This is a genomic window from Saccharothrix sp. DSM 118769 (assembly GCF_052936295.1).
This window is the reverse complement of the sequence record NZ_CP193627.1, coordinates 8,100,752-8,120,506: the sequence shown is the minus strand read 5'-3', so window position 1 is coordinate 8,120,506 and position 19,755 is coordinate 8,100,752. Positions and strand designations below refer to the sequence as shown.

The 19,755-nt window shown below is 74.5% G+C and carries 16 protein-coding genes; 10 read left to right on the top strand and 6 right to left on the bottom strand.

All coding sequences use genetic code 11. The features are described from left to right. The first annotated feature begins 1 nt into the window (after window position 1). The 3 genes from tesB to ACRAKJ_RS34140 are packed head-to-tail and all read left to right on the top strand — an operon-like array spanning window position 2 to window position 2,868. A complete protein-coding gene (tesB, locus tag ACRAKJ_RS34150; protein ID WP_438919096.1) occupies window positions 2–925 on the top strand; it encodes an acyl-CoA thioesterase II in 924 nt (307 codons plus the stop codon). Window positions 926–980: 55 nt separating this feature from the next. Further along, window positions 981–1,601, top strand: a complete 621-nt coding sequence (locus ACRAKJ_RS34145; RefSeq protein ID WP_438919097.1) for a sigma-70 family RNA polymerase sigma factor — start codon at window positions 981–983, stop codon at window positions 1,599–1,601. Then, window positions 1,594–2,868 carry a hypothetical protein gene (locus tag ACRAKJ_RS34140; RefSeq protein ID WP_438919098.1) on the top strand — a complete coding sequence of 425 codons (1,275 nt, stop codon included), beginning with the start codon at window positions 1,594–1,596 and terminating at the stop codon, window positions 2,866–2,868. Before ACRAKJ_RS34145 ends, ACRAKJ_RS34140 begins: the two co-directional genes overlap by 8 nt. A gap of 43 nt (window positions 2,869–2,911) precedes the next feature. Here the strand turns inward: ACRAKJ_RS34140 and ACRAKJ_RS34135 are convergent, their stop codons facing one another. Further along, on the bottom strand, window positions 2,912–4,294 hold the full coding sequence (locus tag ACRAKJ_RS34135; RefSeq protein WP_438919099.1) for a pyridoxal-dependent decarboxylase: 1,383 nt from the start codon (window positions 4,292–4,294) through the stop codon (window positions 2,912–2,914). Continuing rightward, on the bottom strand, window positions 4,284–4,811 hold the full coding sequence (locus ACRAKJ_RS34130) for a winged helix-turn-helix transcriptional regulator (RefSeq protein ID WP_438919100.1): 528 nt from the start codon (window positions 4,809–4,811) through the stop codon (window positions 4,284–4,286). Before ACRAKJ_RS34130 ends, ACRAKJ_RS34135 begins: the two co-directional genes overlap by 11 nt. A gap of 58 nt (window positions 4,812–4,869) precedes the next feature. On the opposite strand from ACRAKJ_RS34130, the gene ACRAKJ_RS34125 reads away from it, so the two are divergent. Together ACRAKJ_RS34125 and ACRAKJ_RS34120 are read left to right on the top strand one after the other, a co-directional pair. Then, entirely contained in the window at window positions 4,870–5,472 is a 603-nt protein-coding gene (locus ACRAKJ_RS34125; RefSeq protein ID WP_438919101.1) for a LysE family transporter, read from the top strand. A gap of 287 nt (window positions 5,473–5,759) precedes the next feature. Beyond that, window positions 5,760–7,619, top strand: coding sequence for a sigma-70 family RNA polymerase sigma factor (locus tag ACRAKJ_RS34120; RefSeq protein ID WP_438919102.1), 1,860 nt, complete (start codon window positions 5,760–5,762; stop codon window positions 7,617–7,619). Between the two features lie 52 nt (window positions 7,620–7,671). On the opposite strand, the gene ACRAKJ_RS34115 is transcribed toward ACRAKJ_RS34120, so the two are convergent. The 3 genes from ACRAKJ_RS34115 to ACRAKJ_RS34105 all read right to left on the bottom strand — a co-directional run bounded on the left by ACRAKJ_RS34115 (window position 7,672) and on the right by ACRAKJ_RS34105 (window position 12,426). Further along, window positions 7,672–9,039 (bottom strand): hypothetical protein, encoded by a 1,368-nt coding sequence (locus ACRAKJ_RS34115; protein WP_438919103.1) that lies wholly within the window; start codon window positions 9,037–9,039, stop codon window positions 7,672–7,674. 311 nt (window positions 9,040–9,350) lie between these two features. Beyond that, entirely contained in the window at window positions 9,351–11,237 is a 1,887-nt protein-coding gene (locus ACRAKJ_RS34110) for a ricin-type beta-trefoil lectin domain protein (RefSeq protein WP_438919104.1), read from the bottom strand. Window positions 11,238–11,397: 160 nt separating this feature from the next. Continuing rightward, complete coding sequence (locus ACRAKJ_RS34105) at window positions 11,398–12,426, bottom strand: substrate-binding domain-containing protein (RefSeq protein WP_438919105.1); 1,029 nt, start codon at window positions 12,424–12,426, stop codon at window positions 11,398–11,400. A 123-nt stretch (window positions 12,427–12,549) separates the two neighbouring features. On the opposite strand from ACRAKJ_RS34105, the gene gndA reads away from it, so the two are divergent. After that, window positions 12,550–13,995, top strand: coding sequence for an NADP-dependent phosphogluconate dehydrogenase (gene gndA / locus ACRAKJ_RS34100; RefSeq protein ID WP_438919106.1), 1,446 nt, complete (start codon window positions 12,550–12,552; stop codon window positions 13,993–13,995). A gap of 579 nt (window positions 13,996–14,574) precedes the next feature. Beyond that, on the top strand, window positions 14,575–16,881 hold the full coding sequence (locus ACRAKJ_RS34095) for a SulP family inorganic anion transporter (RefSeq protein WP_438919107.1): 2,307 nt from the start codon (window positions 14,575–14,577) through the stop codon (window positions 16,879–16,881). A 144-nt stretch (window positions 16,882–17,025) separates the two neighbouring features. Here ACRAKJ_RS34095 and ACRAKJ_RS34090 read toward each other — a convergent pair whose 3' ends face one another. Further along, entirely contained in the window at window positions 17,026–17,346 is a 321-nt protein-coding gene (locus ACRAKJ_RS34090) for a hypothetical protein (RefSeq protein WP_438919108.1), read from the bottom strand. Window positions 17,347–17,499: 153 nt separating this feature from the next. Between ACRAKJ_RS34090 and ACRAKJ_RS34085 the strand changes: the two genes are divergently transcribed. From ACRAKJ_RS34085 to ACRAKJ_RS34075, 3 genes are all read left to right on the top strand, one after another. Beyond that, a complete protein-coding gene (locus ACRAKJ_RS34085) occupies window positions 17,500–18,348 on the top strand; it encodes a Scr1 family TA system antitoxin-like transcriptional regulator (RefSeq protein ID WP_438919109.1) in 849 nt (282 codons plus the stop codon). Between the two features lie 18 nt (window positions 18,349–18,366). Then, a complete protein-coding gene (locus ACRAKJ_RS34080) occupies window positions 18,367–18,558 on the top strand; it encodes a DUF397 domain-containing protein (RefSeq protein ID WP_438919110.1) in 192 nt (63 codons plus the stop codon). 267 nt (window positions 18,559–18,825) lie between these two features. Then, on the top strand, window positions 18,826–19,476 hold the full coding sequence (locus ACRAKJ_RS34075; RefSeq protein WP_438919111.1) for a VTT domain-containing protein: 651 nt from the start codon (window positions 18,826–18,828) through the stop codon (window positions 19,474–19,476). Window positions 19,477–19,755 lie beyond the last annotated feature (279 nt).

Sequence of the window (19,755 nt, the reverse complement as noted above, 5' to 3'; positions counted from 1 at the left end):
CGTGACCGAGGCTGCCCGTGCCGCGGCGACCGCCGAGTTCTCGGACGTACCCCGGGACGCGGACGGTGTGCCCCACGGGCAGCCCGTGCTCGACCGCCTCGTCGCGCTGCTGGACCTGGAGCGCATCGAGGAGAACATCTTCCGCGGGGTGTCGCCCGCCGAGTCGCCCGTGCGGGTGTTCGGCGGGCAGGTCGCCGGGCAGGCGCTGGTGGCGGCCGGTCGGACCGTCGAGCCCGACCGGCACGTGCACTCCCTGCACTCGTACTTCATCCGCGGCGGCGACCCGAGGGCCCCGATCGTGTACGAGGTCGACCGCATCCGCGACGGCCGCTCGTTCACGACCCGGCGCGTGGTCGCCGTCCAGCACGGCAAGGCGATCTTCTCCCTCTCCGCGTCGTTCCAGCGCGACGAGCCGGGCCTGGACCACCAGGACCCCATGCCGGAGGTGCCGGAGCCGGAGTCGCTGCCCACCTACGCCGAGTCGGCCGCCGGGTACCTGGAGAAGGTCGGCATGGCCCGCCTGCCCAGGCCCATCGACATCCGGTACGTGACGACGCCGCCGTGGAAGGCCCGCGAGGTCGGCCCGACCGAGGCGCGCAGCCAGGTGTGGATGAGGGCGGACGGGAAGCTGCCCGACGACGAGCTGCTGCACGTGTGCGTGGTGGCCTACGCCTCCGACATGACCCTGCTCGACTCGGTGCTCGTCAAGCACGGCGTGTACTGGGGCACGGACAAGGTCCTGGGCGCGAGCCTGGACCACGCCATGTGGTTCCACCGCCGCTTCCGCGCCGACGAGTGGTTCCTGTACGACTGCGCCTCGCCGTCCGCGTCGGGCGCGCGGGGCCTCGCGACGGGCCGCTTCTACAGCCGCGACGGCCAGCTCGTGGCGACCGTGGTCCAGGAGGGCCTGCTCCGCGTCCTGTGACCCGCGTCACGCGCCCGGAGTGCCACGTCGGCGGGTGAGCCGGCCCCACCAGGGCATGACCACCAGTGCGACCGGGGTGACGGTGCCGTCCGACGCCCGCGAGGGGCCACCACCCGAGGGCGACCGGGAGCTGTGGCTGCGCGCCACCTCCCGGGGGCCGGACGCGGACGCCGCGTTCACCGGGCTGTTCGAGCGGCACGCCGAGGCGGTGTGGAACTACGCCTACCGGCTGACCGCGTCCTGGACCAGTGCCGACGACCTGCTGTCGGCGACGTTCCTCACCGCCTGGCGACTGCGGGCGCGGGTGGTGCTGACCCGCGAGTCGGCCCGGCCCTGGCTGTTCACCGTCACCGCCAACCTGGCCCGCGACGAGCGGCGGGCCGGGGCGCGGCTGCTGCGGCTGGTCCGGCGGCTGGGCGCGCGCGAGCCGCAGGCCGACCACGCCCAGGGGGTCGCCGACTCCGACGCCGCCGGGCGCCGGCTGCGGCGGGTCCTCGCGGCGGCGGAGCGGCTGCCCCGCGCCGAGCGCGAGGCCACCCGCCTGTGCCTGCTCGGCGGCATGTCCACCGCGGACGCCTCCGAACTGCTCGGCGTCACCGAGGCGACCGTGCGCTCCCGCGTGTCCCGCGCCCGCGCCCGGCTCCGCGACCTGACCCAGGAGGACGACGATGAGTGACCTCGGCCTGCCCGCCGAACGCCCCCTGCCCGACGACGTGCGCGGCTCGGCCCGGCTGAAGCTCCACGAGGGGATGCGCCGGCGGTCCCGGGCGCCGATCGCGGTGGCCGCGGTGGCGGTCCTGGGCATCGGTGCGGCGGTCGCGGCGCTGCTCCCCGGCGGCGCGCCCGCCGACCAGGCGGCGCTGCTCCCCGGCGGCGCGCCCGCCGACCAGGCGGCGCGGCGGTCGGCGATCCCCGAACTGCCGATGCCCGACCAGGACCACCGGTACCGGGTCCGCGAGGGCGTGGCGCCCGCCGGCGCGCCGGACCGCTGCGGGGCGGCGCCGGGGTGGGCGCCGGTCGCCACCGCGTCCAAGGACCGGGTGGACCTGGTCGCCTTCACGACGCCCGCCGGCGTGGTGTTCTGCGAGCTGACGCCCGCCGCGGTGGCGGTGTCGCCGCCGGTCGCCGACCCCGGCGCCCTCGCGGTGTCGTTCAGCACCGCCACCGGCTCGCTGGCCGGGTTCACCGGCCCCGACCCGAGGGACTTCGCGCTGGGGCCCGACGCGGGGTCGCCCCGGGCGTACACCGCGCGCTTCGGCACCGTCTGGCTCGCGCCCAACTCCCACCGGGTCGACGGCGACCGGGTCACCGCCGTCCGCGAGGTCCGCGACTCCGCCGAGATCCAGGAGCACGTCGTACTGGCGGCCCCGGCCCCCGCGGCGACCGTCACCGACCGCGAGGTGCCCGACGGCGACCGCACCGACCCGGCGGCGGCCCTCCGCCTGGCGCGGTGCCTGGAGGCGCGCAACCCGCCGGTGGCCGACGCCGACGCGTGGCGGGCGGGGATGGACACCACCGCCGTGCTCGGCGAGTCGATCCAGCTCGGCTTCTACGACGGGCTGGTCGTGACCTGCCACGACGGCGAGAGCGAGGTGGTGGACACGGCCCGCGTGCCCGAGGCGCGTGCGCCCCGCACCGGGGTCCTCGGCGACACCGTGCGCGGGACGGCCGTCTTCTACGGGTTCACCGCGCGGACCGATCCCGAGAGCGGCGGGGAGTCCTGGTCGAGCGACTCGCTGGCCCTGCTCGGCGAGGTCGTGGACGACCGGGTGGCCACCGTCGTCCTGACCGTGCCCGGCCACGGCGAGGCGTCGGCGGCACCGGTCGCCGGCAGCGTCGCCGTCCCCGTGCCGGGCGACGGGGACATGACGGCGACGGGCACGGTGACCACCCGCGACGCCGCCGGCGCGGTGCTGGAGACCATCGCCTTCACCTTCGGGTGATGCCGGGGACGCGCCACCGGGAGGCCCCTGGTGGCGCATCCCGTCACCCGTCCAGCGCCTCCCACAGCGCCCGCACGTGGTGCTCCCGGGTCCCCTCGGCCCCGATCGCCACCCGGATCGCGAACCGGCCGCCCACCGTCGTGTGCGTGACGAAGGCGCGGCCCGACTCGTTGACCCGCTCCGCGGCGGCCCTGGTCACCTCGTCCCCGCCCCGGTGCGCGATCGTGACCAGCGACAACGTGCGCGGCGCGACCAGCTCCCAGTCCGCCGACGCCCCGACCCACGACTCCAGCAGGGCGGCCAGCGCCACGTGCCCGCGCAGGTGGGCCCGCACGCCCTCCAAGCCGTACCAGCGCAGCACCGCCCACAGCTTCAGCGCGCGGAACCGGCGGCCCAGCGGGACCTGCCAGTCGCGGTAGTCGACGACCGCGCCCGACTCGGTCGCGGTGTTGCGCAGGTACTCCGGCAGGATCGTCAGGGCGTCCACCAGCACGTCCGGGTGGGCCGTCCAGAACAGCGACAGGTCGAACGCGGTGAGCATCCACTTGTGGGCGTTCGCGGTGAACGAGTCGGCCCGCTCCAGGCCGTCGAACAGGTCGCGGAACTCGGGGCACAGGGCCGCCGGGCCCGCCCACGCGGCGTCCACGTGCAGCCAGGTCCCGTGCTCGGCGCACACGGCGGCGATCTCGCGCACCGGGTCGACCGCGCCGGTGCCGGTGGTGCCGACCGTCGCGCACACCAGGACCGGCCGCCGGCCCGCCGCCACGTCGGCGCGCACCACCTCGGCGAGCGCCGAGGCGTCCATGGCCAGGGTGGACGGCGAGACCGGGACGGACCGCACGGCCCGCTCGCCGAGCCCGGCCATCCGCGCCGCCCGCTCCAGCGACGAGTGGGTCTGCGACGACACGTACACGGTCTCCGCACCGTCCACGCCGGACCGCCGCCACGTGCCGCCGGACGACCGGTGCAGCGCCGCCAGCAGCGCGACCAGCGCGGCGGACGACGCGGTGTCCTGGACGACGCCGCCGCCCAGGAACGACTCCGGCAGGCCCATCGCGCCGACCAGCTCGTCCATCAGGTGCTGCTCGACCTCGGTCGCGGCGGGCGAGGTGGACCACAGCATCCCCTGCACGCCCAGGCCCGACGACAGCAGGTCGCCGAGCACCGACGGCAGGGACGCGTTCGACGGGAAGTACGCGTAGAACCCGGGGTGCTGCCAGTGCGTCGTGCCGGGCAGCACGACCCGGTCGAGGTCGGCGAGCAGCGGCCCGAACCCCTCGCCGTGCTCGGGCAGGGCGGCGAGCCGCTCCCGCACCCAGCCCGGCTCCACCCGGGACCGCACCGGGAACTCCTCGACGCGGGCGCGGTAGTCGGCGATCCAGTCGACCACCTCGTGGCCGATCCGGCGGAACTCCTCAGGCTTCATGCGCAGCACGGTAGACGCGCCGCCTGCGGTGGGTCGGCCGCCGGTCGCCGGGCGGGGTCAGGGCGCGGGTCTCGACGCGTTCGAGCACCACCGAGCTGGTCAGGTTCCGCACCTCGGTGCGGGAGGCGATCTTGTCCACCAGGAACGCCTGGAGGTGCGTGCTGTCGGCGACCGCGATGTGCACCAGGAAGTCGGCGGTGCCGCTGACGTGGAACAGCGAGCGGGTCTCCGGCTGCGCCATCACGTACGCCCGGAACGCGGCCACCACCGGGCGGGTGTGCGGGCGCACGTTCACCGAGACGACGGCCTCCAGCGGCAGGCCGGCCGCGCGCGGGTCGACCACGGCGTGGAAACCGGTGATCACGCCCAGCTCGCGCAGCCGGCGGACCCGTTGCAGGCACGTCGAGGGCGCGATGCCCACCAGGTCGGCCAGCGCCCGGTTCTGGAGGGTGGCGTCGTTCTGCAACTCCTCCAGGATCTGCCAGTCGACCGAATCCAGTTCGGCTGTTCCGCCCACAACCGCACACCGTACGGGTGGGGTGGAACGAACCGAACGCGCGTCACACGATCGCGTCGTGCACATCGCCTGGACGTCCTTCCTGCTCGCGCTCGTCGTGGTCACCGTCGTGCCCGGTCCGGACTTCGTGCTGGTGACCGGTGCCGCGGTGCGCGGCGTGCGGCACGGCGCGGTGACGGCGCTGGGCGTGGTGACCGGGCTGCTCGCGCACGCCGCGCTCGCGACCGCGGGCCTGTCCGCGCTGGTGGCGGCGGCCCCGGCGGCGCTGCTCGCGGTGAAGGCGGTGGGCGCGGCCTACCTCGTGTACCTCGGGTTCACGACGCTGCGCGCGGCCCGGCGCGGCGGCCCGATCCGCCGTGCGGCGACGTCCGACCGGTCGTTGTTCCTGCGCGGCCTGCTGTGCGACCTGCTCAACCCCAAGGTGATGCTGACCTTCCTCAGCCTCGTCCCGCAGGCGATGGACCCGACCGCCCCGCCGCTGCCCCAGGCGGCGCTGCTGTCGGCGGTCGCGGTGGCCGTCTTCGCCTGCTTCTGGGCGGTCGTCGTGCCCCTGGCGGGCCGCCTGTCGACCTGGCTGGCCCACCCCCGCGTCCGCCCCGCCTTCGACCGCCTGTGCGGCACGGCCCTCCTCGGCATGGCCGCCTCCGTCCTGGTCGCCTGACCCGAGAGTCCAACCCCCAGACCTCGAGAGTCCAACCTCCAGGTCCCGAGAGTCCAACGCTCAGGCCCGGTGAGTTCTTCACCCACGCCGAACGGTGTGAGTCCCGAACGCAGAACTCAGGGGTCCTGAGCGTTGGACTCTCGAGGCCCTGGCGTTGGACTCTCGGGTCTTGAGCGTTGGACTCTCGGGACCTGGGCGTTGGACTCTCGGGGGGCGGGGAAAGTCGTTATGGTGTCGCGCACCAGCCGTCTCCTGGGGGTAAGTCCGGCTCGGGCGAGAGGATCGGTATGCGCACACCAGGGGACGCCGACGCGGTGACGGCCGCGCAGCGCGGTGAGCCCGGCGCGTTGGACGCGCTGGTGGCGGCCTACCTGCCGCTGGTCTACAACGTCGTCGGGCACGCCCTCGGCGGGCACCCGGACACCGACGACGTGGTGCAGGAGACCATGCTGCGCGCGGTGGACGGCCTGTCGAAGCTCCAGGACCCCGGGTCGTTCCGGTCCTGGCTGCTCGTCATCGCGATGAACCAGGTCCGCGACCGGCACCGGCGGAACACGCCCCTGCCGGTGGACCACGAGGTGCTCGACCGCGCCGACCCCGGCGCCGACTTCGCCGACTTCGCCATCACGCGCCTCCAGCTGCGCGGGCAGCGGCGCGAGGTCGTGGCCGCCACCCGCTGGATCGGGGACGACGAGCGCGAGCTGCTGTCGCTGTGGTGGCTGGAGTCGGTCGGCCGGATCACCCGCGCCGAGCTGGCCGAGGCGCTGGGCCTCACGCCGCAGCACGCCGCCGTGCGCGTGCAGCGGATGAAGGCGCAGCTCGACGCCGCCCGCGTGGTGGTGCGGGTGCTGGCCATGCCGCGCTGCGGCGACCTGGCCGCCGTCACCTCCGACTGGGACGGCGCGCCCAGCGCGCTGTGGCGCAAGCGGATCGTGCGGCACGCCCGCGAGTGCACCCGGTGCGCGCGCGGCTTCGACGACCTGGCGAACGTGGACGGCCTGGTCGCCCGCATCCCGCTCGTGCCGCTGCCGCCCGGCCTCGACCTGCTCGGGCAGACGGGGGTCGCCGCCCTCCCGGCGGACCCGACGGTCGTCGCGCACCCCGCGTCGGTCGCGCACCCCGCGTCGAAGGGCGCGCTCGCGGTGAAGAAGGGGTTCTGGGCGCACGCCGCCGCCAAGCCGCTGGTCGCCGCGGCGGCCGTGGTCGCGGTCGCCGGCGGGGTGGTGCTGCTGCCGAACGACCCGCCGCCGCGGCCCCTGCCGGTGGCCGCGCCGGTCGCCGCCACGACCACCACGACCGTGCCCGTCACGGCCGCGCCCACCACGACGACCACGACCACCACCACGACGACGACCACCACGACGACCGCGCCCGAGGTGGTCGCCGCACCGCCGCCGCCCCGGCCGCCCGCCACCAGGTCGGTCAAGAAGGGCGTCAGCACCTGGAACTTCGACGGCGTCTCGACGGCGCTGTCCGACGTCGGCGCGGGCTGGGTCTACAACTGGGCGACGAACCCGGAGGACGTGCGGGTCCCGCCGGGCGTCGAGTACGTGCCGATGATCTGGGGCGCGAAGGCGGTGACCCCGGCGAACCTGGAGGCGGTGAAGCGGCAGGGCACCACCCTGCTCGGGTTCAACGAGCCCGACCTCGGCGAGCAGTCGAACATGACCGTGGAGCAGGCGCTGGACCTGTGGCCGCAGCTCCAGGCGACGGGGATGCGCCTGGGCAGCCCGGCCGTGGCCCACAGCGGCGACAAGCCGGGCGGCTGGCTCGACCGGTTCATGGCGGGGGCGAGGGCGCGGGGCCTGCGCGTCGACTTCATCGCGCTGCACTGGTACGGCTCGGACTTCGGCCCGGCCGCCGTCGGGCACCTGAAGAACTACCTGGACGCGGTGAGCGCCCGGTACGGCCTGCCGGTCTGGCTGACCGAGTACTCGCTGATGGACTTCTCCGGCGGCGGCGTGCGCTACCCGGACGAGCGGCAGCTGGCCGACTTCGCCGGCGGGTCGTCGCGGATGCTGGAGGGGTTGTCCTACCTGGAGCGGTACGCGTGGTTCGCGCTGCCCGCGGACAAGCCGGGCACGGGGCTGTACCTGCCCGGCGGCACGCCCAACCGGGCCGGCGAGGCATACCGCGCCACCGGTTAGGTGAGCGCCCGCCGCCGCTGGTCGTGCAGCGGCGGCGGGCAGCTCCGCCCCCTCACGGGAGGTCGTCGAACAACCGCTCCCAGCGGCCGTCGAAGCCGCCGTTGGCGGCCAGGTGCCAGCCCGGCGGCAGCCACGTGCCGCGTTCACGGCTCCGCGCGTCGTCGAGACCGCCGTCGTGCACGAAGTACTCGTGCTGCCGCCAGTACGCGCCGTGCGAGGCGGGGTCGCCGCTCACCGCGCCGCGCGTGCGGCCGGCGCTGTCCACGCCGGTGCCCGCGAACCCGCCGAAGTCGTCGGAGCCGGACGGCGTGTCCTCGCCCAGCTCGGCGGAGTACGCGCCGAAGAACCACGCCTTCGACGGGTAGCCCTCGCGGCCGTCGCTCAGGTCGGGCGCGGCGTCGTCGCGCGACCGGGTCAGGAACCGCTGCCGGCCCGCGGGGACGCCGAGCGCCGGCTCCTCCAGCAGCACGTCCACGGACTCGTCGGCCAGCCAGTGCCGCTGCCAGTCCCCGCCCGACCAGTGCGTCGGCACGATGTCGGCCAGGTCCTGCAACTCGTAGGTCAGCCGCTTGACCTGCGGCCACGTCACCTTCGTGCCGTTGTCGACCCGGCTCGCGGCGGACGGGGTCAGCGGGACCGCGCCGAACGCCGCCACCGCGTCCGCCGCGCCACCGGGCACGAACGCGTAGTGCACGTTGCGCGCGTCGTCGGCGCCGGAGATGTGCACCTCGGCCTTCGCCCCGGACGCCATGCGGTCCGCGATCGTCGCCCACGGGTCGGTGGCGTAGCGCAGCTCGTGCCCGTGCGGCCCGATGTCCGGCAGGTCGAAGTCGCTCTCGTCGGCCTGCCACAGCAGCAGGTGCGAGCCGAGGAAGCGCACGTCCGGGTCGGACGCCCGGCGCATCACGTGGTCCTTGTGGTGGGTGACGGTGGCGTTGGCGAACGACTCGCCCGCCCCGCCCGGCGTGCCGGTGACGCCGCGCACGACGACCTCCACCCGCTCCCAGTCGTGGATCTCCTTCGCGTCCTTGTCGGCCGCGTGGTAGACGTGGTAGAGCAGGACCAGGGACTTGGAGCCGTTCTCGGTGAACTCCAGCAGCGCGGTGTAGAGGGTGGGCCGGATTCGCCAGTCCGGGTGACCGCCCGCCACGTACGAGGGAACGTCGCGCCAGTTCGCCCGGTTCGTGGCGTGGTTCCCGTCGCGGTCGAAGTCGAAGTTGGTGATCCAGTCGCGGCCGGCCTTGCCGTCGTTCTCGTCGCCGCGCTTGAGGATCACCGGCGCGTAGTGGGTCAGGTAGGCCCGGCGCTGCGCGGCGGTCAGCGCCCACGCCGCCGACGCCTGGCCGGGGACCAGGAGGGTGGCCGCCACGAGCGCCGCCACGAGGGCGGGCACGAGCGCGGTCGCGCGAGGTCGTCTCATCGCTCGATCGTGGGCCGCCCGGCGCCGGACCGCGCCCCGCGACCGGGACGCGGTTCGGCACACCGCAATGGCCGCACCGCGATGGCCGCACCGCGATGGCCGCACCGCGATGGCCGCACCGCAGCGGGTGTACCGCAGCGGGTGTACCGCAGGGCGTGCACCGCAGGGCGTGCACCGCAGGGCGTGCACCGCAGGGCGTGCACCGCAGCGGGCCCGCCCGGCAGCCGCCGTCACCGGGGCGGGCCCGCTCTCCCCGGGGGACCCGGGGAACGGGGACCCCGTCATCGGGACGGGTCCCCGCCGTCATCGGCTCAGGCGACGGTCCACTTCTGGTTCGCCGCGCCCGTGCAGGTCCACAGCTGGAGCCTGGTGCCGTCCGCGCTGGTGTTGCCGGTGACGTCGAGGCACTTGTCCGCCGCCGGGTTCACCAGGTCGCGCCCGGCCGTGTGGGTCCACTGCTGGTTCGGGGTCCCGCCGCACGTCCACAGCTGGAGCTGCGCGCCGTCCGCCGTCGACCGGTCCTTCACGTCGAGGCACTTGCCCAGCGCGCGGACCGTGCCGTCGCCCGGCCGGGTCCACTGCTGCGCCGCCGACCCGTTGCAGGTGTGGAGCTGCACCGCCGTGCCGTCGGCCGAGGAGCCGCCCGCCACGTCGACGCACTTGCCGCCCAGGCCGGTGATGGCGCCGCCGCCCACCGGCGGGTTGCCGCCGCCCGGCGTGCCCGACCAGGTGAACGTGGCCGTGGTGCGCGCCGGCAGGGTGTAGGTGAACGCCTGGTTGCCCCAGTTCACCCGCACCGACTGGGACGACGTGCCGCCGTTGTGCGCGATCAGGGCCTTCGAGCCGTCCGGGTTCTTGTAGGCCACGTTCTGCACGGTGCCGTTGGCGGTCGAGTCGATCCGGTGCGCGCCCGGCTTCACGAACTTCGTCAGGTGACCGGTCGTGTAGTACTCGATCGTGTAGTCGACCTGCCCGGCGCGCGAGCCGCCCTCCTGCACGGTGATCAGGCCGGTGCACGTGCCGCAGCCGCCGTTGTGCGGGCCCATGTTCTGGTTGAGCCCGAGGCTCCACTTGACCAGGCTGCCGCTCCAGTTGCGGGCGTAGTTGACGATGTCGGCCATGTCCTCGTTGTGCTGGTTCGAGATCCACGTGCCGCCGGAGTGCTCGGTGCTGAACTGCTTCACGTTCGGGTACTGGTCGTGCACCTGCGTGCCCACGGTCGGCTCGCCGAAGTAGCCGTGCCAGGCGATGCCGCCGAACAGCGGGTCGTTGCGCACGCCCGCGTCGTTCAGGATGCCCGCGCCGAAGTTGGCGTAGTCGCCGTAGTTCCAGTCGTGCACCAGCACCTTGGTGGTGATGCCCGCCGCGCGGAACGCCGGGTAGACGAAGTTCTTGGTGAACTCGACCAGGCCGGCCGGGTTCCAGCTCATGCCCGGGTAGTCCATCTCGGTCGGGTTGCCCGCCTTGCAGCAGTTCGGCTCGTTCTGCACCGAGACGTAGTCGACCGGGATGCCCGCGTTCTGGTAGCTCTGCACGTACTTGACCAGGTACTGCGCGTAGGTGGGGTAGTGCTCCCACTTGAGCCAGCCCATCTGGTCCATGCGGCCGTTGTCCTTCATCCAGCCCGGCGCGCTCCACGGCACGCCCTTGACCCGCAGCTGCGGGTTGAGCTGTTTGGCCTGCTGGGTCAGCAGCCGCACGTTCGTGTCGTAGCCGTTGGCCCCGAAGTCGTTGAGGTCGCAGCACGTGTCGTCGAGCGAGACGTTGCCCGGCCGCGACAGGTCGGACGCCCCGATCGGGTTGCGCACGAACGACAGGCCGATGCCGTCGACGGGGTGGAACAGCTTGCGCATCACCGCGTCGCGCGTCGCCGCGGAGACGGGGCCGCCGCGCAGCAGGTAGGCGGTGGTGTCGGTGATCGACGCGCCGCCGCCCTCGAACTGCTGGTAGGTCGTGCCCTCGTTGACGGTGACGGTGTGCGCGGCGCCGCCCGCGCTGGTGCTGAACGCGACGGGGGCCTGCGGCTGGAGCCCGCGGGTGACCGTGCGGCCACCGCTGTCGGAGGTGGTGGTCAGGTGGACGGCGACCGACTCGCCCGCGGCGATCGCGGCGGGGGAGGGCAGGGCCGTGGCGGTGGCGGCGACGGCTACCGCCGCGACGCCGGCGCTGATGAAAGCCCGACGGTGGGAAAAGGGCACCCCGGACTCCTTTCACGACGTTGTGGACAGGGTCATCGGCGGCCTGTAACAAATGGAACAAACCTGGAACTAGCTCGCAGATGAAAGGAAACAATGACCCGCAACGGGTGTCAAGGTCGCGCCCCCAGCCCGGTAAAGACCGTGAAAAGCGGGGGAGCGGTCAGTTCCGGGCCGGCCGGTCCCGGGCGGGGCGGGCCGGCCCGGTGGACTCCCGGACCACCAGCTCGGTGGCCAGCTCGACGTGCAGCGCCTCCAGCTCGTGCCGGTCGAGCAGCCGCATCAGCAGCGTCACGGCCATCCGGCCCATCTCCTGCAACGGCTGCCGCACGGTGGTCAGCTCCGGCCGGGTGGCGCGGCTCAGGTCCAGGTCGTCGAACCCGGCCACGGACACGTCACCCGGCACCGACAACCCCAGCTCGCGGGCCGCGCGCAGGGCCCCGACGGCCATCTTGTCGTTGAACGCGACCAGCGCGGTCGGCCGCTCGGGCAGGTCGAGCAGCTCGCGCGCCACCCGGTAGCCGTGCTCGGCGGTCGGCTCGTCGACGTGCCGCAGCAGCTCCGCCGACGGCAGCACGCCGACGTCCGACAGCGCCGCCGCGTACCCGGCCAGCCGCCCGTCGCCGGCCAGCCAGTCGGAGGGGCCGCCGATGATGCCGATGCGCCGGTGCCCCAGCTCCACGAGGTGCGCCATCAGCCGCCGCGCGCCCGCGAAGTGCGCCGCCGACACCGAGGCCACGTCGCGCGGCAGCTCGGTGCGCGGGTCGACCACCACGAACGGGAACCGCCGGTCGCGCAGCCGCACCAGCTCGTCGGCGGGCTCCGGCGGCAGGATCAGCACCGCGCCGCCGACGTCCGAGCGGCTCGGCAGGCCGGGCAGGGCGCCGACGCGTTGCGCCGACGTGCCCGCGTCCAGCAGCACCTGCCTGCCGTGCAGGGCCAGCGTCTCGGCCACGCTCGACACGATCAGGCCGAAGTAGTCGGTCAGCAGGTACGGGCAGCGCACGTAGATCGACCCGGCCGGCTTCGCGCCCCGCGGCCTCGGCGCCTGCGCCCCGAGCTGGTCGACGGTCCGCAGCACCAGCTCGCGGGTGTGCTGGGCGACGTTGGCCTGGCCGTTGAGGACCCGGGAGACGGTGGCGATCGACAACCCCGTCGCCCTCGCCACGTCCCGCACGGTAGCCCTGGTCATGCCGCCCCCCTTGTTCCACGATTTGTTTCACGATGTTACAGCTTCGGGCGCATCCGGTGGCGCGCTTCGTGTTCAGGGGTCCGCACAGGTGCGCGCGGGCGCGGATTTCGGCAGGCTTGTGCCATGACCACCTCCGAGGCACCCGCGCGGATCGCCGTCACCGGGCTCGCCGTCATGGGCAGCAACCTGGCGCGCAACCTCGCCCGGCACGGCTTCCGCGTCGCCGTGCACAACCGCAGCTCCGCCCGCACCAAAGCGCTGATCTCCGAGCACGGCCACGAGGGCGAGTTCGTGCCCGCCGAGACCCTGGAGGAGCTCGTCGCGAGCCTCCAGGCGCCCAGGCAGATCATCATCATGGTGAAGGCGGGCGCGCCCACCGACGCCGTCATCGACGAGCTGGTCCCGCTGCTGGAGCCCGGCGACACGGTGATCGACGGCGGCAACGCCCACTACGCCGACACCCGCCGCCGCGAGGCCGCGTTGAAGGAGGCGGGCCTGCACTTCGTCGGCGCCGGCATCTCCGGCGGCGAGGAGGGCGCGCTCAACGGCCCGTCGATCATGCCCGGCGGCTCGGAGGAGTCCTACCGGCACCTCGGACCGGTGCTGGAGTCCATCGCCGCCGAGGTGGACGGCGTGCCATGCTGCGTCCACGTCGGACCCGACGGCGCCGGGCACTTCGTCAAGATGGTGCACAACGGCATCGAGTACGCCGACATGCAGCTCATCGCCGAGGCGTACGACCTGCTCAAGCGGGTCGGCGGGATGACGCCCACCGAGATCGCCGAGGTCTTCCGCGGCTGGAACACCGGCGACCTGGAGTCCTACCTGGTCGAGATCACCGCCGAGGTGCTCGGCCACTTCGACGCCGACACCGGCGTGCCGCTGGTGGACGTGATCGCCGACGCGGCCGAGCAGAAGGGCACCGGCCGCTGGACCGTGCAGGAGGCCCTGGAGCTGGGCGTCCCGGTCACCGGCATCGCCGAGGCGGTGTTCGCCCGGTCCCTGTCCGGTCGGGTGGACCAGCGCGCGGCGGTGCGCGAGGCGTTCGGCTCGTCCGCGGTGTTCGCCTCCGACAAGCTCGCCGGGCAGCTCGTCGAGGACGTCCGGCAGGCGCTGTACGCGTCCAAGGTCGTCGCGTACGCGCAGGGCTTCGACCAGATGCGGGCCGCGAGCGCCGAGTACGGCTGGGACCTCGACCTGGGCGCGATGGCCACCATCTGGCGCGGCGGCTGCATCATCCGGGCCCGCTTCCTCGACCGCATCCGCGAGGCGTACGACAAGGCGCCCGAGCTGCCCTCGCTGCTCGTCGACGACTACTTCCGCGACGCGGTGAAGTCGGCCGAGGAGGCGTGGCGGCGGGTCGTGGTCGGCGCGGTCGAGGCGGGCGTGCCCGCGCCCGGCTTCGTGTCCGCGCTCGCCTACTACGACGGCCTGCGCTCCGAGCGCCTGCCCGCGTCGCTCGTCCAGGGCCTGCGGGACTTCTTCGGCGCGCACACCTACCGCCGCACCGACCGAGAGGGCAGCTTCCACACCCTCTGGTCGGGTGACAGGTCCCAAGTGGACGCCTGACGCCTGACGCCCGACGCCTGACGCCTGACGCCCGACACCTGACGCCCGACACCCGCGCCCGGGGCGCGACCGGGCGCGGGACCGCCCCCGCCACGCCCGTCACGGCCGGCCACCCGCCGGCAGTGGCGGGCGTTGTGCTGTCGGTGGGGGGGTGTGCCCGAGCCCTCCGCCCCGCCCCCCGCCGCTCTGCCCCGCCCCGCGGGTGACCCCCTCCCCTCCCGCGCCGCCGTCGTCCGCCGAAGGCCGTCACCAGCAGTGACGGCCTCCCCGGTGATCAACACGACCGGGTGGAACCGCTGTCAGATCAGCCACTCCGTCGTCATGATGGTCTCAACGCGACCTGTACGACGCGGGCTGTGCCGACACGTCCCCTGTGCCGACACGGAGGTGCCACCGTGGCGACCACCCACCACCGCGCCCGGGCCGAGTCCCGACTCGACGCCCCACGGCCGCGCCTTCCGCTGCCCTTAGCGCGGCGGTAGGCACCCACCCACCGACGCACCGCCCCGACCGGGGCGGCGGACCCGCGCACCCGGCGCGGACCGGACACAACAGACACTCCACACAGGACGGACTCCGATGGACCGACCACGCCCCACCAAGTCCCACGCCGGCGAGCACACGACGGCGGGCCCACCGGGCGGCCTGGCCACCGTGCTGCGGTACGACCTGCCTGCCTCGGTCGTGGTGTTCCTGATCGCCGTGCCGCTGTCGCTGGGCTTCGCCGCCGCGACCGGCGCGCCGCTCATCGCGGGCCTGGTCTCGGCCGTCGTCGGCGGCGTCGTGGCGGGCGCGCTCGGCGGGGCCCCGTTGCAGGTCAGCGGCCCGGCGGCGGGCATGGTGCTGATCACCTCGGGCCTCATCGCCGAGTACGGCTGGGCCGCCACCGCGATGATCACCGCCGGCGCGGGCCTGGTGCAGGTCGCCCTCGGCCTCACCCGCGTCGGCCGCGTCGCGCTGTCCCTCTCGCCCGCCGTGGTGCACGGCCTGCTCGCGGGCATCGGCGCGACCATCGCGGTCGGCCAGCTCGTCGTCGTGCTCGGCGGCCAGGCGGGTCCCGCGGTGCTCGACAACCTCGCCCGGCTGGTCGGCCCGGTGGACGGCCACGCGCTGCTCGTCGGCGGCGTCGCGGTGGTCGTGCTCGTCCTGTGGCCCAGGGTGCCGCGCTCCTCGTACGTGCCCGCCCCGCTCGTCGCCGTGCTCGCCGCGACCGCGGTGGGCAGCGGGCTGCCCGTGGCCAGGGTCGACCTGCCGGAGAACGCCCTGGAGCAGCTCGTGCTGCCCCGGATGCCGTCCGGCGCGGTCGCGGGCATCGCGTTCGCCGTGGTCGCCGTGGCCCTGGTGACGGCCGTCGAGTCCCTGCTGTCCGCGGTCGCGGTGGACAAGCTCCACGCCGGACCGCGCGCCGACCTCGACCGCGAACTGGTCGCCCAGGGCGTCGCCAACACCGTCTCCGGCGCCCTCGGCGGCCTGCCGGTCAGCGGTGGCATCGCCCGCGGCTCCACGAACGTCGCCGCCGGCGCCCGCACCCGCGCCTCGACCGTGCTGCACGGCGTGTGGATCGCGGTGTTCACCCTCGCGCTGGGCTCGGTGCTGGAGCTGATCCCGCTGGCCGCGCTGGCGGGCGTGCTGCTCGTCGTGGGCGTGCGGCTGGTCAGCGTGCGGCGGATGCGCGCCCTGCGGCGGCACGGCGAGTTCACCGCCTACGCGGTCACCGCGCTCGGCGTGGTCGCGCTCGGCCTGGTGCAGGGCGTGCTGCTGGGCGTCGCGGCGGCGGCGCTGCGGTCGCTGCACCGCCTCACGCGCAGCTCCGTGCGGGTCGAGCCCGAGCACGACGGGTGGCGCGTGGTCATCCGCGGCTCGCTGGTGTTCCTCGGCGTTGGCCGGCTCGTGCGCGCGCTGCGCGGCATCCCGCTCGGGCGGCACGTCGTGCTGGAGCTGCACATCGACTTCCTCGACCACGGCGCCTACGAGGCGATCGACGACTGGCGCACCGGCTACGAGCGGCTGGGCGGCACCGTCGAGGTGGACGAGGTGCACGACACCTGGTTCAGCAAGGCCACCAGGGGCATCCCGGCCCGGCGCAAGACCCCGCTGTCGCCGCTGCCGCGCTGGTTCGCGCCGTGGGCGCACTGGCAGCGCGCGCGGGCGGTCACCGTGCCCCGGCAGCGCGGCGACGCCGACCCGGTGGGCGCCGACCGGACGAGAGCCGACCGGACGAGCGCCGACCCGGCCGTCACCGACCCGGCCGTCACCGACCTGGTGGGCACCGGCCTGGTGGGCACCGACCCGATGATCCGCGGCATGCACGAGTTCGAGCGCACCACCGCGCCGCTCGTGCGCCCCTTCCTGGCCGAGCTCGCCGAACGGGGCCAGCGCCCGCGCCAGTTGTTCATCACCTGCGCCGACTCCCGCGTGGTGCCGAACCTGATCACGACCAGCGGGCCGGGCGACCTGTTCTGCGTGCGCAACATCGGCAACCTGGTGCCGCCGACCGCCGACGACTCGGTGGGCGCGGCGATCGAGTACGCGGTGGAGGTGCTCGCGGTCGACACGATCGCGGTGTGCGGCCACTCCGACTGCGGCGCGATGAAGGCGGTCGTGCACGGCTCGGCGAAGCCCGGCACGCGGTTGCACGCGTGGCTGCGGGCGGCCGAGCCCAGCCTGATCCGGTTCCACGCGGGCGAGTCGGACCTGCCGCCGGTGGAGCGGCTGGCGGTGGCCAACGTCGCCCAGCAGCTGGACAACCTGATGACCTACCCGAGCGTGCGGGAGGCCGTGGCGGCGGGGTCGCTGCGCCTGGTCGGCACGTACTTCGACATCTCGGCGGCCCGGGTCTACCTGGTCGACCCGGAGCGCGACCGCCTGGAGCCGGTGCGGGTGTGACGGCGGGGCCGCGGGGCGGGACCGACCCGGTCGGGGGTGCGGGGGTCCCGCCCCGGGCGCCCGCGCCGGACGGCGCTGACGGGCTCGTGCTCGGGGGAGCGGCGTCGTCCGGCGGGGGAGCGGGCGAACCCGCTCGTCGGGGGGCTAGCCGACGCGGCGCAGGTGCCTGCGCCGACCGGAGGGCTCGTCGCCGGCCGCGGTCAGGCACAGCTGCGTGCCGAGGTAGGCGCGGCACGGCGCGGGCAGCCGGCGGCTCCAGCGGCGCGTGCGGCACGTCGGGCAGCGGCCGTGCTCGTCGGGCGCGTGCTCGGCGAGCAGCGACCGGAGCGCGGTGACCACGCGGGGCAGCTCGCCCCGGGCCAGGTCCACCGCCGTCTCGTCGTCGCCGGTCGCCGCGAGGCGGACCAGGGTGTCCAGGTGCTCGTGCAAGGACTTGTCGAGCTGGCTGAAGACGGTGGCGGACACCTTTTCAGCGCTCCTTCCGGGTCGGTTGCCCCAGCAGCCTGTGCCCGCCCACCGCCGGACTGCAAGTTGCACTACACGAATGGATGACGTCTCTTTGCTCCACCGGGTGACCGGCACAAACTGGTGGGCGGTCGTCGTCACGAGGAGGTGCGGATGCCCCGCGGCAGCAGCCCCACCTTGCGCAAGCGCAGGCTGGTCAGCGAGCTGCGCAGGCTGCGCGAGGCCGCCGGTGTCACCATCGAGGAGGTCGGCGAGCGCCTGGAGTGCTCCGCCTCCAAGATCAGCCGCATCGAGACCGGCCGCGTCGGCGTCACGCCGCGCGACGTCCGCGACATGCTGGCCGCCTACGGCGCGGACCGGGACACCAGCGACGAGCTGGTGCAGCTGGCCCGCGAGGCGCGCCGCAAGGCGTGGTGGGACGAGTTCGGCGACATCGCGCCCGGCCGCTACGTCGGGTTCGAGGCCGACGCCGAGTCGGTGCGCGCCTACCAGGGCCTGATGGTGCCCGGCCTGCTCCAGTGCGAGACCTACACCAGGGCGCTGATCGGCGACGTGCTGCCGGGCGCCGCCCCGGCCGAGGTCGACCGGCGGGTGAAGCTGCGCAAGGCGCGGCAGGCCCTGCTGCGCGAGGACGACCCGCTGCGCCTGCACGTCGTGGTCGACGAGGCCGCGCTGCGCCGGGTGGTCGGCGGCCCCGCCGTGATGCGCGAGCAGCTGCACCGGCTCCGCGAGGTCGGCGGGCTCGCGAACGTCACCCTCCAGGTGGTCCCCTTCGCCACCGGCGGCCACCCCGCGATGGACGGCCGGTTCGTGATCCTCTCGTTCCCGGAGAAGCTCGACCCGGACGTGGTATACATCGAAAGCACGAGGAGCGACGTCTATTTGGAGCAGCCGGCCGACGTGCTCGGGTATTCCGACACGTTCGCGCGGCTCTGCGCCCGATCCCTCGACCCGGCCGGTTCGGCCGAGCTGATCGAGCGGGTGGCGCGGGAGCACACCTGAACCAGGAGCGTGGGACCCATGCAGCGAGAGTGGCGCAAGAGCACGAGGTCGTCCGCGGGCGGTCCGGAGTGCGTGGAGATCGCGCTCGACACCGCGCGCGCCGGCGTGCGGGACTCGAAGAACCGGGCCGGCGGCGAGCTGGACTTCGGTTCCGCGCAGTGGTCGCGGTTCCTCGGTTCCGCGAAGGCGGGCGCGCTAGACCCGCGCTGACCCTTAGGCCGACCGGTGCGGGAGCCGGGCGCACGGCCGAGCGCCCCTGCCTCCCCCCGCCCCGGCCACCCCCCGAAGATCAGGGGTCGCATCAGACTTAAGTCCGATGCGCGCCCGGTCGTGATCGCGGTGGACTGGTCCAGGACCCCGCTGGACCGGGTCCACTCCACCCGCCCCGCACCCGGAGGCCCTACCCTGCGCGTCGCAACGGCGCCGCGGGCCGCTCCACCGGGTCGGGCGCACACCGCGATCACTGGGGGACGACACATGGCTCTGCTGACCGACGCCCTGGAAGGGCTGGCCGGTCTGCCCCAACCCGCCGTCCTGGCGGTCACGGGGGCGTTGACGCTGGCGGAGTGCACGCTGGGCGTCGGGTTCATCGCACCGGGCGAGAGCGCCCTGCTGCTCGCCGCCACCACGGTCACCAGCGTGCCCCGGTTCCTGGTGATGTGGCTCGTGGTGTCGGTCTGCGCCATCGCGGGCGACAGCATCGGCTACTTCCTGGGCCGCCGGTACGGCGACCGGATGCGCGAGAGCCGCGTGGTGCGCAAGCTCGGCCAGGAGCACTGGGACAACGCGGGTGCCCTGCTGCGCAAGCGCGGCGCGTGGGCGGTGTTCTTCGCCCGGTTCATGCCGGTGGTCCGCACCCTGGTGCCCGCCTCGGCGGGCGCCTCGAAGCTGGAGTACCGCCGGTTCCTGCCCGCCTCGATCGCGGGCGCGGTCGGCTGGTCGGCGCTGCACATCGGCATCGGGTCGGCCGCGGGCGCCTCGGCGAAGTACATCGAGTCCGTCTTCAACGGGGCGATGTGGGTGCTCATGGGGGTCGCGGTCGCGGTGGGCGCCGTGGTGGTGCTGCGCCGCCGCCGTGCCGCCGCCCGCGCCGCGGCGGTGCCCGCCCAGTTGGAGGAAGTGGCCTGAGCCGGAGCCCCGGGACAACCGCCCCGGAATGGTCGAAGGGGCCGCGGTCGGGGGTTCGGTTCCCGGCCGCGGCCCCTTCCACTGGGGGGAGGGCAAAGGATCGGGGCCATCCCCTACCGGATGACCCGTCTCCAGGTGGAGAAGGGGACGAGGGCGGGCCGGCGTTCCGCCGCCGCGGGCTGGATGCCCCTTGCACGCCGGCCTGCCCTCGTCGTTCGTGGAGCAGCGGGTGTTCCGCTGTCTGGTCCAACCTCGCCCTTCGGGGTTCGCCCTGTGTGG